The 14,735-nt window shown below is 37.5% G+C and carries 15 protein-coding genes; 12 read left to right on the top strand and 3 right to left on the bottom strand.

Annotated features, from left to right (window positions below; translation table 11 throughout):
• Positions 1–8: 8 nt before the first annotated feature.
• The 3 genes from BMSHG_RS12000 to BMSHG_RS27125 are packed head-to-tail and all read right to left on the bottom strand — an operon-like array spanning position 9 to position 2,696.
• Entirely contained in the window at positions 9–1,568 is a 1,560-nt protein-coding gene (locus tag BMSHG_RS12000; RefSeq protein ID WP_019154701.1) for a hypothetical protein, read from the bottom strand.
• A gap of 13 nt (positions 1,569–1,581) precedes the next feature.
• A complete protein-coding gene (locus BMSHG_RS27130; protein ID WP_019154700.1) occupies positions 1,582–2,205 on the bottom strand; it encodes a PilW family protein in 624 nt (207 codons plus the stop codon).
• Positions 2,202–2,696: a type IV pilus modification PilV family protein gene (locus tag BMSHG_RS27125; protein WP_161601776.1), complete on the bottom strand. Its 495-nt coding sequence runs from the start codon at positions 2,694–2,696 to the stop codon at positions 2,202–2,204. Before BMSHG_RS27125 ends, BMSHG_RS27130 begins: the two co-directional genes overlap by 4 nt.
• Before the next feature lie 288 nt (positions 2,697–2,984).
• On the opposite strand from BMSHG_RS27125, the gene BMSHG_RS11985 reads away from it, so the two are divergent.
• From BMSHG_RS11985 to BMSHG_RS11930, 12 genes are all read left to right on the top strand, one after another.
• The gene (locus tag BMSHG_RS11985) at positions 2,985–4,475 is read left to right on the top strand and encodes a hypothetical protein (protein ID WP_019154698.1); all 1,491 of its coding nucleotides are present in this window, start codon (positions 2,985–2,987) and stop codon (positions 4,473–4,475) included.
• 133 nt (positions 4,476–4,608) lie between these two features.
• Positions 4,609–5,367, top strand: coding sequence for a PRC-barrel domain-containing protein (locus BMSHG_RS11980; RefSeq protein ID WP_019154697.1), 759 nt, complete (start codon positions 4,609–4,611; stop codon positions 5,365–5,367).
• Positions 5,368–5,385: 18 nt separating this feature from the next.
• Entirely contained in the window at positions 5,386–6,708 is a 1,323-nt protein-coding gene (locus tag BMSHG_RS11975; protein ID WP_019154696.1) for a VanW family protein, read from the top strand.
• 24 nt (positions 6,709–6,732) lie between these two features.
• A complete protein-coding gene (locus tag BMSHG_RS11970; RefSeq protein ID WP_019154695.1) occupies positions 6,733–8,397 on the top strand; it encodes a GspE/PulE family protein in 1,665 nt (554 codons plus the stop codon).
• A gap of 11 nt (positions 8,398–8,408) precedes the next feature.
• The gene (locus tag BMSHG_RS11965) at positions 8,409–9,449 is read left to right on the top strand and encodes a type IV pilus twitching motility protein PilT (RefSeq protein WP_019154694.1); all 1,041 of its coding nucleotides are present in this window, start codon (positions 8,409–8,411) and stop codon (positions 9,447–9,449) included.
• Between the two features lies 1 nt (position 9,450).
• Positions 9,451–10,656 carry a type II secretion system F family protein gene (locus BMSHG_RS11960; protein WP_019154693.1) on the top strand — a complete coding sequence of 402 codons (1,206 nt, stop codon included), beginning with the start codon at positions 9,451–9,453 and terminating at the stop codon, positions 10,654–10,656.
• Between the two features lie 115 nt (positions 10,657–10,771).
• Complete coding sequence (locus tag BMSHG_RS27585) at positions 10,772–11,170, top strand: type II secretion system protein (RefSeq protein ID WP_019154692.1); 399 nt, start codon at positions 10,772–10,774, stop codon at positions 11,168–11,170.
• Positions 11,171–11,177: 7 nt separating this feature from the next.
• Positions 11,178–11,930: a prepilin peptidase gene (locus BMSHG_RS11950; RefSeq protein ID WP_026073436.1), complete on the top strand. Its 753-nt coding sequence runs from the start codon at positions 11,178–11,180 to the stop codon at positions 11,928–11,930.
• 13 nt (positions 11,931–11,943) lie between these two features.
• Positions 11,944–12,924 (top strand): type IV pilus biogenesis protein PilM, encoded by a 981-nt coding sequence (gene pilM, locus BMSHG_RS11945; protein ID WP_019154690.1) that lies wholly within the window; start codon positions 11,944–11,946, stop codon positions 12,922–12,924.
• Positions 12,925–12,927: 3 nt separating this feature from the next.
• Positions 12,928–13,557, top strand: a complete 630-nt coding sequence (locus tag BMSHG_RS26135) for a PilN domain-containing protein (RefSeq protein ID WP_019154689.1) — start codon at positions 12,928–12,930, stop codon at positions 13,555–13,557.
• Positions 13,554–14,294 (top strand): hypothetical protein, encoded by a 741-nt coding sequence (locus BMSHG_RS11935; RefSeq protein ID WP_019154688.1) that lies wholly within the window; start codon positions 13,554–13,556, stop codon positions 14,292–14,294. The genes BMSHG_RS26135 and BMSHG_RS11935 overlap by 4 nt, the downstream gene beginning before the upstream one ends.
• Positions 14,295–14,437: 143 nt before the next feature.
• Entirely contained in the window at positions 14,438–14,722 is a 285-nt protein-coding gene (locus BMSHG_RS11930) for a hypothetical protein (protein ID WP_019154687.1), read from the top strand.
• Positions 14,723–14,735: the final 13 nt, after the last annotated feature.

The raw sequence follows: 14,735 nt of genomic DNA, 5'->3' as shown, positions 1-14,735 counted from the left end.
GCGTTTTTCTATTCTTTTTTCATTAAATCGGTTACGACTTCTAATCGATCCATTTTTGGAAGACCTTGTGATTGATTCAAAAACAGCTTTTTATTGTTCTCAATAATGAGTCTCGATTCCGTTGGATCACTTTCCGGCGTAAACTCGATCGTAGAATTATTTTCATCTGCTTTTCCTCGATATGCATTAATTTCCAAGTCGCCTTTTGCAAATATACCACCTTCAATATGAAGAATGGAACCTACAGCATATACTTCTGCTTCTTCAGCTTCGTAATTCGTATAAAGATAAGCTTTAATCGAACTTACCTCTTCTTTAGGTAAGAATTTATTAACCCTGGCGATCTCCAAATGTCCTTCTGTCATTAATATGAGTTCACCATCACCATAGCCTGAAATATTGACATTGTTGATCGTCGTATCGCCTAGGACATATATAGTCGAGTCAAATGCGATATCGCCTCTAATCGTTAAATTCCCAGTAATGAGAATATTGGCTGAAACATTCATTAATTGTGTACCAGTATTTTCGATCACAACATTTCCATCAATGACAATCCATTGAGATTTTTCGTTGACAATTAAATCGTTTGTATCAATATAGACATCTTGTTCGCCTTTACCAGGATGTAAATATCCTGTTTTATTAGGCAGAGAAAAATCTATATTGTCAAAAGAAGAGATCAATTGTACGTTGGGAGAGCTTAATCCATTGAAAATAATCTCGTCTATCCCCAATTCATATGGATCAACATGTTCACTAAGAAATCCAGCAGCCTTTAACTTTTCTTTAAACGTTTTGTTAATATCAACATCAACATATTCACTTTCCTCTTTCATATAGGTTGGAGAAATAGGTTGAAAAGCTTTCTCGAGTTCATCAATGGAGAGAGGAACAAAGTTGCCAATTTTTTCGCCCTCTTTATAGCAATTATTGCTACAGTACTCGATCTCTTCGTTTTCTAAAAATAGTAGATTTTCAGATTTGCTGCGAACAGAAGGAAAAGTAGTATCTTCTTCCAGTTTGTCATCTTGATAAATATATTTTGCCTGGTTGGTAAGGACAAGCTTATCATTGGCGTAAATGTTTCCCTTATCAACATAGGTAGATCCATTTAATGTTAGTGTTCCTCTAGAACCAACTGCATAGTTTAGGAAGCTAGGAATTCCTGTAATATATACAATTTGTGAAAATGGTTCGTTTGAAACTCGAAAAATACGGGTGAAATCTTCAGCTTCTTTGATCGTTTCGTTTTCGCGTGTGATGTTTTCGATTTGATAGCCGTATTTATTATTTATAATCGAATCTTCGATCATTTCATTGTAGGCATGTATAGACATATCGGGATTTTCTTGATTGTATTTTGAATCAATGACTTCTTTTATATAGGCAACTGCCTCAGTTAAAGCGCGAATTTTATCCAAATCGCCTGTAACCTGTTCTTCTCTAATTTCAGTTCTTTTTGCCCCTCCAATACTTGTAGAAAGGATCGATAGACCAAGGACTGTAAAAACTAATATCATGACCATAACGACTAATAATGTCGAGCCTCTTTCGTTTTTTAACATCTTATCACCATCCTTAAAATCCGAAGGAACTATTTAAAACGAGGGGATCTGTTTTTAGAAAACTAGACCGCCTTTCATTTCCATCAGCGATTACAATTTTCAAAAAAATTCTCCCATTTTCGCATCCACCACCTATTCTCTCTTTCGTACAGGAATAAGAAAGAGAAGAACTTTCTGGCTGGCCATTGATTTCAACTGTTGTAAGTGAAGAACGCTCAGAAGAGATTCGCTGTTTCTCCAATGAAATTACGGTATCTTCTTCTCGTTTAATTTTTTCAATGTAAAAATGCCCTTCCTCGAAATAGATCAATAAATCCTGTTCAATCTCTGTCGAGTCTTCGACCAAATACCCATCAACATTTTTCGGTCGAAATCTGACCATTTCGATTCCAGTGGCTTCAGTTGTTTCATAGCTGGTAATATAATTGGGAGGATTCTCATACATTTCATTTAAAATCATCGTCGCTACGTAATCAGCGTCATCCCGCAATTGAGATTCAATCCCAATCTTCTGATACAACTTTAGACCTGTCGTAAACACACTATAAATGACTCCGGATACAATCGACATAATCACCAAAGTGACTAACACTTCGACAAGTGTTAGTCCTTTTTCCGAATTTATTAGCTTCCTCATTTTTTTATCAAGCCCCTAACGTCGGCACTATGATTACCCCACTGTACGGTAATTTCTACACCGATAAGCTGATCCTGTAAATGGGGTTTATCTTGATCTGGATTTTCACTGTCTAGAATATCCCTCGTAAATGTCACATTTGATGTATAATCGACTTCATTCACTTTTGTATCAAAAAAGCTCTCACAAACAGCTGGGTCATCAAAAACAGTCTCCCCATTAATGCTAGTATCATGGCAATTATCAATGTTCATTTCTTTCTCCATGATCGTTTCATGAGAAAAATAGTTCTCCTTTATTTTCTTAAAATCTTGTTGTTCAAAGTAATAGAGAACGTTTCGCGCAACATTTATTCCAACTGTCTTATCTTCATTTGTTTTTGTGTACGAATAGGCTTGATTAAAGAAGGATAAAAATGAAGTCATTATAATACCTAATATGGTGATCGAAATGAGGACCTCGATTAAAGTGAGTCCTTTTTCACATCTCATGTCTCTCAATCATTTTCACCTTCACTTTCATATGTGATAGATATGGAATAGGATGAATGTAGTATATCGAATGGAGAGTAGTAATTTTTGTATCATATTTACTACTTCTTTCAAATTAGCTAACTTTATTATACAATATTTAAGAGTCTATAAATGTAGAACTTGTACGAAATATGCTGTTGAATTTAGTCAATTTTTCACAGTACTAAAATATAGGCACTTTTTTGATATATTTTGGAAACACATATGAATTGGAGTTATAACTTTTATACTAAAAGGGGTGAACAAATGGGAGAGCTGGTGGTCTCTATCATATCCTTGATTATTCTAATCCCAATTATCTATTTCCTTCCGCTAGGATTAACGAATAGAGGGAAAGGATTGCTTATCATCATTGCGTTTGTATTTGCAAATGTGGGAATTTTGGCCAAAAGTAATTTCCACATTTGGCAAACTGCACTTATTATTTTACTATTAACGGCACTTACAGTTTATATTTTGGATAGGCGATTTCATCATCTATTGTTTTCAAAGTCAGTTGATGAAAAACAATCAGATCCCCTTATACAAGAAGTGGAGCTTCCTTCTGAGACTAAACAACTAAATGACGTTCAAATGGAACAAGAGAATAACCTCTCTTTAATAAAAGACGATGAGCTAGAAGTTAGGGAGATGATACATGCGGACAGGGAAGTAGAAATAAGCGAACTATCCGATCCTGAACCAGAAGTACGAGATGATGGTTTAGATATGGAAACGGCTTTTCTTAATGAAAGAAACGAAACGATCGTTGAGGAGGATATCCCGGTCGAAGAACCTATGGAAAAGGGGTATATGGCGGATATCGAGTCGTTGCTTGAAGATGACGAATTAGAAGAAGCAACAACGGCTCAAAGATCGAATGAAATCGGCGAACCAGAAGAGTCACATACTTCAGTGGAACTTGAGCTGCTAAATTTCGAAGACAAGCTAGAAGATTCAGCTAAGGAAGAAGAAGTTGCCTTCAATTCAGAAATGGATGAAATTGAGACAGAAACGGCTGAATTAGAAACAGTAAATCCAGAAGAAATCCTAGAATCAGAACTTCTTGAGGACGGAGTTTTAAATGAATTAGAGCTAGCTCAACGGGAAGTGGCAGCATCGATCGTTGAGGAAGAGGACGAACTCCTTGAAAATGAAGAAACTTCCGCTCCTGAGGAATTTCCTATCCTTAAAGAGGAAGAACGCAATCATGCTCTAATTGAAATGAATGATGAAGAGAGTGATAACCTTCAAACGGAAGAACCGCTCATTTCTGATGAGTTGGCTCATTTTGATGAAGAATCACCATATGAAATAGAAGCTGAAGATACGACTTTGGAAGAAATCGTAGAAACGGCTGAATTTGACACAGATAGAGAAGTAGGTGATCTAGTAGACGTAGTAGAAACTGACTTCATATCTGCTATCTCTGATGAAGACAAAACTGAGAGGGAAGAGCAAACATCGACTTTTCAGCAGCAAATGTTCCATACGATGGTGTCGCAAATTAATCTTGCAAAAAAGCAAATGTCGCCTCAAAGTTATGAGCAGTATGTAAAAGAATACTTACATCCAGAGATGCCCATTCAGGAATATTATACTTTTGCCAGTTTGTTGATTGAACATTATATTAGGCTGAAAGAATTAGGAAAATTAGAGGGGATTTTGACCGATTTAAGCGGGAAATTCACAAATTATCCAGTTTTGGATATGGAAATTCAATATTTGTTAAAACAATATTGCGAAAAAACACGATGATTTTCCTAATAACATGTTAAAATAGTGTATTATATGGATGAATTTTACCTATATATGTCGAAAAGACCTATATAGAGGATTTATTCGCAATTATAGTTTCGTGAACTTATAGATTAGGTGTGGTGAAAATTTAATGAAAAAAAGTACTCAAATCAGCGGTTTACCAATTATTAGCATCTTAGATGGCAATCAAGTAGGAAAAGTAAAATCTTTAGTAATCAATCCGGACAAAGGTTCAGTTGACTTTTTAACAATTGAGCATGAGGATTTCCAAGTAAGTGTCAAAGCGATTCCCTTTAAAAAAGTTGTTGGGATAGGGGAATATGCCGTCACAGTTGGCAGTGAAAGTGCAGTTATTGATTTAAATGAAATTCCGATTGCCAATCAGTTAGTAAATAAGAAAATCAAAATTACTGGTACGAAGGTCATGACGAGAAAAGGTGAACTAATCGGAGAAGTTGTTGAATACTTTGTCGATCAGGAATCAGGGAATATTCTTGGCATGCAGCTAAAGCTTGCCGATAAAGAAGTGGCACTGTCTTCAGAGTCTGTTGTAACATTCGGGAAGGACATCATTATCGTGAAGGAAGATGCAACTTCATACTTTCTCAATTCTGTTGAGGAATTAGAAGGAAAGTCAGACTCAGCCGAACTTGCGGAAGAGCTTGTTGCAACGGAAACTGCCACTTTAGAGGAAGATGAAGAAGTAAAATCGCTTAAAGAAAAGCAAATTGAACTTTTAGCTGGAAAAAAGCTATCAAAAGATATTTATGATAAAGATGGGAATCTTCTCTTTGGCGAAGGGACCTATTTAACAGCAGAGCAAATTCAAAAGGCACAAGATGAAGGACCAAGTATTGTTGTTGAGTTATCCATGAATGTGGAAGCTTAATGGGGGAGGCCGATTCATGTGAGGAACCAGCATGGGATAAAGCTGTTTCTTGTATTAATGATATCTACTGCCTATATTTTTAGTTTCTCACATTTCGGTACATTAGCTTACGGAGCCATTATCAAAAACCCCAACCTTTTTGCGGAAGGGACGAAGATAGGCTCCCTATCTGTAGCTGGGAAAACAGGAAGTGAGGCACTACAACTAACCGATGAACAGTTAACAAAGTGGCTGAATGAAACGACGATCACCTTGAAATTCAAGGAAAAAAGTGAATCGCTTGATCTAAGCTATTTGACTTTTGATCTAGAAGGGACAGTCCAGCAAGCAAAGCAAGGACAAAGTAATCCTGTCTCTGTTAAGCTTAGCTCGTTAAGTGATGTTCTATCAACTTTGTCCTCATCTTTAAGTGTCGATCACCTTCTTATTGATGAATTAGAAGCGAATATTCTTCAAGGGGCAATAATGCTGGAGGCAGGTCAATATCAAATCCGGATTGAAGATTACTTGTTAGATAGAGAGCTGGAAGAATTACAGGTGATTTCTGAATTTCCACTTGATTCGTCATTTGTGGAAGATGAACTAGCTGGATTTGTAGGTAAGACGATAGAAATAGAGGCAACATCGCAATTTTCGTTGCTTGACTATGTGAAAGAAGAAGTTGGACATATGTCTGTTTCAACGCTAAGTAAACTAGCAACGAGCATTTACGCAGTCATTCTACCAACCAATTTTTCTATCATAGAAAGACATATTAGTGCGGAACTTCCTGAATATGCGACGCTTGGGTTTGAAGCAAAGGTTGATCCAGAGCTGAACTATGATCTCGTTTTCTCAAATTCTAATGAATGGAATTATTTCATAGAGTTTGAGAAGGTCAATGATCAGGTTGTAACGTATTTAAAAGGTCCTGCTCTTCTAAATCGATATTTGATTTTACAAGAGGGGAAGGAAAGCTTTAAATTTAAAACCATTCTTCAGTTTGGCCTTGAATCGAAAGTGAAGGTTGAAGGAAAAGATGGACAATTAATCAAAATCTATCGGGAGCATCGTGATGAAAAAGGGGCATTTCTCAAAAAGGAATTGATTTCTGAAGATTTCTATCCCCCCATCCATCAAATAAAGGTAACTGAATATATTGAATCTAGTGGAGATGCAACCGTAACAACTCCTGGGATGGAAACGGACGAGACAGAACTGGACGAAAATAGGGAATCAGCAAATACTGATTCTTCTGATGACGCGAATGATAACAATGGGTCTGAAGAATCGGATGAATTGATTACGGATGCAATTGAAGAGGATCCCCTTTGGGGAAAAGAAAATGAAATACCAAAATAATCACCAAAAAGCGGGGAATTGAACATGAAACAGCAAACCCGGAAACGACTTGGAGATTTACTTGTTGAAGCTGGTCTTATTTCTGAGGATCAGCTTCAATCTACATTAAAGGAAAAAAGTCCTGGTCAAAAGCTTGGAGATGCTCTTCTCCAAAGAGGTTATATTACAGAGCAGCAACTGATCGAAGTGCTCGAATTTCAGCTTGGTATTCCGCATATTAGCTTATATCGCTATCCTTTTGATACAAAGCTTTTTAGTTTGATCTCAAAAGAAACGGCGAAAAGAAATCGTCTTATTCCGCTGAAGAAAGATGGAGACAAGCTTTTTGTTGCCATGGCGGATCCAATGGACTATTTTGCGATTGATGATTTGCGTCTTTCTACAGGATTTCAAATTGAGACAGCGATTGCTACGAAGGATGACATTTTACGAGCCATCAATAAATACTATGACATTGATGACGGCTTTGAAGAATTAATCGGTGACCTCCCTAGTAATGAGGCAGTTCAAGAGGAGAAGATTAATGCCGAAGATTCTCCTGTCGTACGACTCGTTAATCAGCTTCTCTCCAATGCTGTTGCTATGAAGGCAAGTGATATCCATATTGATCCACAAGAGACGAAGGTGGTCATCAGATATCGAATTGATGGCATTTTAAGAACGGAAAGAGTGTTGCCGAAGCATATGCAAAGCTTGTTAACGGCGAGAATCAAGATTATGGCCAATTTGGATATTACCGAACATCGTGTGCCACAAGACGGAAGAATTAAAGTGAATTTAGATTTTCATCCGATCGACTTGCGTGTGTCAACACTTCCAACTGTCTATGGGGAAAAAATTGTTTTAAGGATTCTAGACTTAGGTAGCTCTTTAAATGACGTCAATAAATTAGGCTTTAATAAGCTAAATTTAAAACGCTTTACAAATATGATTGAGAAACCGACAGGAATTGTCCTAATTACAGGACCAACTGGTTCAGGGAAATCTTCTACATTATATGCGGCTTTAAATCAGCTCAATAGTGAAGAAGTAAATATCATTACGGTTGAGGACCCGGTCGAATACCAGTTAGAAGGGGTCAACCAGATCCAAGTCAATACGAATGTAGGGATGACCTTTGCTAAAGGGCTGCGTTCCATTCTCCGGCAAGATCCGAATATCATTATGGTTGGAGAAATTCGCGATAAAGAAACGGTAGAGGTAGCGATTCGGGCATCGTTAACTGGACACTTAGTATTGAGTACAATCCATACAAATGATTCCCTTGGTACAGTCACACGTCTTCTTGATATGGGGGTGGAACCGTTTTTAGTCGCTTCTTCCTTAAGTGGAATTGTTGCTCAGCGTTTAGTTCGAAAGGTATGTCGTGATTGTGCTGAAGAACAAGCACCTTCAAAAAGGGAGATTGAGATTTTTGCTAAGCGTGGCATGAAAATTGAGCGGATTATCCGTGGTAGAGGCTGTTCATCTTGCAATATGACCGGCTACAAAGGACGTTTAGCGATTCATGAAGTTCTTGTTATGAATGACGATATGCGCAGAGTGATTATGAACGGAGAATCTTTTACAAGATTAAGAGAATTAGCGATTAAAAGTAAGACAATTTTTCTTATTGATGATGGCTTACTGAAGGTAAAACAAGGATTGACAACGACGGAAGAAATCTTACGAGTAGCCATTCCTGAATAGGGGGACAGAATGTGAAAGAGATGATTGAACATTTTTTGCGTGCTGGATTTGAATTAAAAGCATCAGATATTCATTTAACAGTCGGTGTCCCTCCGATTATGAGGCTCAACGGGGAATTAAAACGATACGGAAAAGATGCACTTAAACCGTTTGATACAGAAGGAATGGCAAAGGCGATTATTCCTGAACATATGTGGGAGCAGTTTAAGGAAAAGGGAGAGCTTGACTTTTCCTACGGAATTCCAGGTGTATCCCGCTTTCGTGTCAATACGTATTTCCAGCGCTCTTGTGTGGCGATGGCAATTCGAATCGTTCCGACGAAGATTCCGACGATTGAAGAACTGGAATTACCGCCTATATTGAAGAAGATTGCCGATAAACCACAAGGACTTGTACTTGTCACTGGCCCTACTGGAAGTGGAAAATCAACGACATTAGCGGCAATTATTCAATATATGAATCAGCATATGCGTAAACACATTATTACATTAGAAGATCCAATTGAGTATTTGCATAAGCATGGTAACTCGATTATTGATCAACGTGAGGTTGGCTTTGATACGAATAATTTTGCCAATGGCTTACGTGCTGCCTTGAGACAGGATCCAGATGTCATTCTTGTGGGGGAAATGCGTGACTTAGAAACGATTCAAACAGCGATTACGGCTGCAGAGACAGGGCATCTAGTACTTGGTACGCTCCATACATCCAGCGCACCTGCGACGATTAACCGAATTATTGATGTGTTTCCGCCAACGCAGCAACCACAGGTAAGAATTCAGTTGGCATCTGTTCTTGTATCTGTTATTTCACAGCGCCTTTTTAAAACAGCAGATCAGAAAAGAAGAAGAGCAGCAACGGAAATCCTGATTAATAATGCTGCTGTCGCAAACTTGATTCGCAATGAAAAGATTTATCAAATCGTCAATGTGATGCAAACCTCTCGTGCGTACGGGATGCATACGCTTGAAGCAAGCATTAAAGAGCTTGTACATTCAGGAATTGTCACAAAAGATGCTGCTGAACCATTTTTACAGGAGAAACTAAACTAAAATGGCTAGATTTAAGTATACAGGTAGAGATCGTAAAGGGAAGAAGCAAGGCGTGATTAATGCAGCTTCAAGACGAGAAGCGATGCAGAAGCTTAAAGTAGATGGAATAAGAGTGTTAGAAATGACGGAAGTAGCAGAGTCGTTTATGACGAAGGATATCTCGATTGGTTCCCCTGTTAAGCTCGAGCATTTGGTTATTTATTTACGCCAGTTTTCAACACTTCTAAAAGCAGGTGTATCAGTCGTTGAATCAACGAATATATTGGCTGAGCAAACAGAAAGCAAAGCCTTAAAAAAAGCGCTAACGGATATTGAACAGGAGCTACGTGAAGGAAAGCCGCTTTCAGAAGCTGCTACCAAGCATCAAAAGATTTTTACACCGATGTTCATTAATATGATTCATGCTGGTGAAGCAAGTGGGAATATGGATGAAACATTAGAACGACTAGCTGTCCATTTTGAAAAACAGCATAATACGAGAGCGAAGATTAAATCAGCACTCGCCTATCCGATCGTTGTCGGAATTCTAGCCATTGCCGTAGTCATTTTCCTCCTCGTTTCCGTTGTCCCTACTTTTGTCGACATGTTTGCTGACTTTGGTGGTGAGCTTCCAGCCATTACTCAATTTGTCTTGAATGCAAGTGATTTTATGCAGAAGTTTTGGTGGTTGATCGTTCTACTTATAATGCTATTTATCGGATTTATTGTATTTATAAAGCAGAATAAGAACACGAAGTATTATCTCGATTACTTTATTTTACGTATACCGATTTTCGGAAAAATGTTGCAAAAAGCCGTATTAGCGAGAATGACGCGAACATTAAGCTCTCTATTTACAAGTTCTGTGCCGATTTTACAAGCGATGTCGATTGTGGAAAATGTTGTCGAAAATGAAGTCATAGCGAAGGTCATTCGACAATCACGTGATTCCCTTGAAAGAGGACAATCGATTACAGTACCGATGAAAAAGCATTGGGCCTTTCCACCTCTTATTACGCAAATGATCGCAATTGGAGAAGAGACGGGTTCATTAGATGCTATGCTAGGAAAAGTAGCCGATTTCTATGAAAAGGAAGTAGAAAACAGTACGGACCGGATCAAGGCGTTGATAGAGCCCATTATGATCGTTGTTTTGGCAGGATTAGTAGGAACGATTGTAACATCGATCATGGTGCCGATGTTTGAAATTTTCAACCAGGTCGGTTAATAGACATGGAAAAAAATATTTGTAAAATAATTACACAAATAACATTTACAAGATTACTAGAATAAAACTATAATAATAATTAGTACTTTTATACTAGAAAAAAGGAGAGATTTACATGATGAAAAATGTAAAAAAACGTCTGAAAAACGAGCGCGGATTGACGTTGATTGAGTTACTTGCAGTTATTGTAATTTTGGGGATAATTGCGGCGATCGCGATACCTAGTGTTAATGGAATTATCAATAAGTCAAAAGAGGACGCTATAAAAACTGAAGCAAAGGCTATAGTAAATGCTGCAAAATTATATGTAGTTGATAATGACCTGGCATCAACTAGTTCAGTGACATTAACCGAAGATGCAAGTGGGCCTAATTTAATTGAGTATTTGGATACAAATGCTGAATACTCCATTACTATTACAAATACAAGTGGGACATTTAGTTATACTGATATTTCTGTTACGAAAGATGGTATTTCGCGGGATTATGAGAATGAAAGTGCTATAAATAATTAAAATTATTATGTTCTATTCAATAGTAATATTCTACGGTCTCATCCTAGGCTCCTTCTACAACGTAGTCGGACTCAGAGTCCCGGTTAAAAAGTCAATTGTGGCGCCACGCTCAGCTTGCCCGAACTGCCATCATCAGTTGCGGGCGTTTGAGTTGATTCCGGTGCTGTCTTATGTCATGCAAGGTGGGAAATGTCGTCGGTGTAAGACGAAGATTTCCCCTCTCTATCCATTTGTGGAACTTATGACAGGTTTGTTATTTGTCTCAGCTCCCCTTGTTTTAGGGTGGACGATAGAGCTTGTTGTTGCTTGGACGTTAATTTCGTTATTGATGATTATTTTTGTTTCGGATATTTCGTATATGTTAATCCCTGATAAGATTTTACTCGTGTTTGCGGGAATTTTTTTATTAGAGAGGATCTTTATTCCTTTGACTCCGTGGTGGGATTCCCTCCTCGGTGGAGCAATCGCCTTTATCCTTTTACTACTGATTGCCGTTATGAGTAAAGGTGGCATGGGTGGTGGGGATATCAAACTGTTTGCTTTAATCGGATTTGTCGTAGGAACGAAAGTCTTTTTTCTCTCTTTCTTTTTAGCAACGTTATTAGGTGCGGTAATTGGTGGGTTCGGTCTTTTATTCAAATTAATCGAACGGAAAAAGCCGATTCCATTCGGACCATTTATTGCTGTTGGAACGCTCGTTGCATATTATTTTTATGATCAAATTCTCGACTATTATTTTTCATTTTTAGTAGGTGTTTAAGGGGTCGTCTCATATGGAATTTACTTTATTTTCAAGAAAAAAACGTGTTGTCAATATGGTCATTACCGATCATTCTATCCGTTATTTAGAGCTTAAGCAGACGAATCCCTTAATACCACTTCGTTGGGGAGAACGTTTGCTGCCGACAGGAATTATGACGAACGGAAAAATTAATGACTATGAAACACTCATCAATATAATGGAAGAGTGTGTAACAGACTGGAAGTTAAAAAATCGCCAAGTTCGCTTTCTTGTTCCGGAATCCTTTGTCATTATCCGCAAAGTTTCGATTCCAGCTGAAATCAATGATGATGAAATAAAGGGTTATCTTTATTTAGAATTAGGTTCAAGTATACATCTTCCATTTGATGAACCTGTATTTGATGCTGTTGTTTTATCAAAAGGGGAGGATAAACAGGAAATATTAATCTTTGCTGCCCAAGAAGAGAATGTACAAGAGTACAGCGCTCTATTCACAGAAGTAAAGCTTGAGCCAGTAGCAGCAGAGGTTTCTCCACTAGCTATCTATCGCCTCTACCACCATCTTCAAAAAGAACACAAAAATGAGGATTTGCTCGTTGTTCAATTTGGTTTAAATGATGTCAATATTTGTATTTTTGAAAAAACAGTTCCGTTTTTTATGCACCATCTCCCAATTGAATTTAATGGGGAGCAATGGGATAAGAAACTCAATCGTAATGGCGAATATGAATTAGTTTTTACAGGCGAGATCTCACAATTGTCTTTCCAACTCGATGATGCTTATAAAGAGATTAATCGTTTGATGGATTTTTATCGCTATTCCTTGCATCAAGGAAAAAAGCAAGTGTCGAAAATTTTACTTAGCGGGGATCATCCACTGCTCGCTCAAATTAAAGGAGAGCTTGAAAGGCGCCTAGATGCCCCGTTAGAAACGATTGAACTTGAGAAATCAGAGGACGAACTACCTCATACATTTTATTTAGCATTAGGGCTTGCCTTAAAAGGGGTGTAAACAATGCTTGTCGATATTAATCTATTACCTCAAAAAGAAGCGAAGAATAAATCCCTTTTAACGCTTGCAATTGTTTTTAGTTCGATTCTTCTTATAGGCATAGTGATCACAGTGGTTCTTAACAATAGCTATAACAGCAAGTTAGCTGAACTTGAAAATCAAATAACTTTAACTGAACAACTTGTCGAAATAGAGCAACAAAAAATCGTTGCATATCAATCTTCAAACTCCATATCTGATTTGGAAAACACCGTAAAATGGGCTCAGAGTTATCCATTAAAAACGGTCCCTATACTGAAAAACTTGACAACTATTCTTCCAGAGAGGGGATTTATTCAATCTTTTACTTATGAAGAATCAGGTTCTGTCAGATTAACGGTGCAATTTGAAATGAGTAGGGAAGCTGCCTACTTTTTAAATTCTTTATTAGAATCAAATTGGGTCACAAATGCGAAGCTTAATAGCTTAGACACTGTCACTAATGATACATTCTCAGAGACAGGAGATAATGAGGATGAACTTACAGGCAACTACATCCCTCGTTATTTAGGTCAATATGAGATTGAACTGAATCAAGAAGTATTAAAGGAAAATGGGGATCCCTCCCTTGAAGAAGGGAGAGATGACGAGTGAGTATCCTTCGAAATGAAAAATTCATGATCATTATCACAAGTATCATTCTCTTACTTCTTTTTGCTGGTATTTACTTATTTGTTCTATTTCCTAAAATGGAGAAAATTCCGCAAAAGGAATCGGAGCTCTCAACACAAGAACAGTTATTGTCTGTTTTACAAAGCAAAATTACAGGGACAAACTCGAATACTTTTGAAAATACGGTGGCATTACAAAAAATGGTTCCAGTAAAAGAACTGTCTCAACAATTGCTACTTGAAATTGAGAAAGCAGAAGTGGTTTCTAGAAGCTTTGTCGTCAATATGAATTTCGACGATGGTGATGTTTCATTTGAACATGAGCCAGTAGAAGAGAGTGAAACAGCAGAAGAAAATGAGACAGTAGAAAATGAAGAAGAACAATCTCGTGAAGAAGAAACGAACACGATTACGCTTCCGAATGGGCTAAAGAAAACCGTTGTAACGTTAAATGTAGAATCTCCAGGTTATTTTGAATTTGAAAAGTTTATTAGTACCCTTGAGAATTCAGAAAGAATTACTGTCGTGGAAGCACTTGATTTTACAGCTGGGGAAGAAATTATCGAACTTGAACAGTCTGAGCAACCAATTAGATATCAAGTCAAAATCGCTGCTTTTTATATGCCAAGCTTAGTCGATTTGATTGATCAGTTGCCAAAGATGGAAACTCCTGAACCAGCCAATAAGAAAACCCCTTTGGTGAAAAGTGGAGATTTGTAAGTTCTAAAAGTCGATACGAAAGAAAGCTTCTAAGAAATTTGACGAAAATCTCTCTAACAAGACGACAAAAGTCTTGTTATTTTTTTTTGCCTTTATGATATGTTTGAAGCAAACCTGCATTCGACATGGAAGGAGGGCAATCATTGGACAAGTCAGGAAATCCAAAAACGATTACGATTAAAATTAATGGAAAAGACCGCACGATACAGAAGAAGAAGCAAGTTGAACTTTCAGAAGATAGAAATGAAAGAGAGAATAGCACTACCTCTACATATCAAGAACTAGAGAAGATTACTTCAGAAGAATTGTCTGCCGCAGAACAGGCAAAAGAAGAAGCGGAGTTTGATTGGATCCTCCCTGAGATGGAAGGAGAGGAAGAACTACAAGAATACAAAATTGTAAGCAAAGCAAAAGGAAAAAAGGGTTAAAAAAACCAAAACC

Source organism: Robertmurraya massiliosenegalensis JC6 (assembly GCF_000311725.1).
Lineage (GTDB): Bacteria > Bacillota > Bacilli > Bacillales > Cytobacillaceae > Robertmurraya > Robertmurraya massiliosenegalensis.
The sequence above is the reverse complement of the archived record's forward strand: the minus strand, read 5'-3'. Positions and strand labels throughout refer to the sequence as shown.

Coding starts and splice junctions, on each gene's coding strand:
- BMSHG_RS12000 (WP_019154701.1), bottom strand. CDS start 1,568: ATGTTAAAAAACGAAAGAGGCTCGACATTATTAGTCGTTATGGTCATG.
- BMSHG_RS11960 (WP_019154693.1), top strand. CDS start 9,451: ATGGCTAGATTTAAGTATACAGGTAGAGATCGTAAAGGGAAGAAGCAA.
- BMSHG_RS11985 (WP_019154698.1), top strand. CDS start 2,985: ATGGGAGAGCTGGTGGTCTCTATCATATCCTTGATTATTCTAATCCCA.
- BMSHG_RS11980 (WP_019154697.1), top strand. CDS start 4,609: ATGAAAAAAAGTACTCAAATCAGCGGTTTACCAATTATTAGCATCTTA.
- BMSHG_RS11950 (WP_026073436.1), top strand. CDS start 11,178: ATGTTCTATTCAATAGTAATATTCTACGGTCTCATCCTAGGCTCCTTC.
- pilM (WP_019154690.1), top strand. CDS start 11,944: ATGGAATTTACTTTATTTTCAAGAAAAAAACGTGTTGTCAATATGGTC.
- BMSHG_RS27130 (WP_019154700.1), bottom strand. CDS start 2,205: ATGAGGAAGCTAATAAATTCGGAAAAAGGACTAACACTTGTCGAAGTG.
- BMSHG_RS27585 (WP_019154692.1), top strand. CDS start 10,772: ATGATGAAAAATGTAAAAAAACGTCTGAAAAACGAGCGCGGATTGACG.
- BMSHG_RS26135 (WP_019154689.1), top strand. CDS start 12,928: ATGCTTGTCGATATTAATCTATTACCTCAAAAAGAAGCGAAGAATAAA.
- BMSHG_RS11970 (WP_019154695.1), top strand. CDS start 6,733: ATGAAACAGCAAACCCGGAAACGACTTGGAGATTTACTTGTTGAAGCT.
- BMSHG_RS27125 (WP_161601776.1), bottom strand. CDS start 2,696: ATGAGATGTGAAAAAGGACTCACTTTAATCGAGGTCCTCATTTCGATC.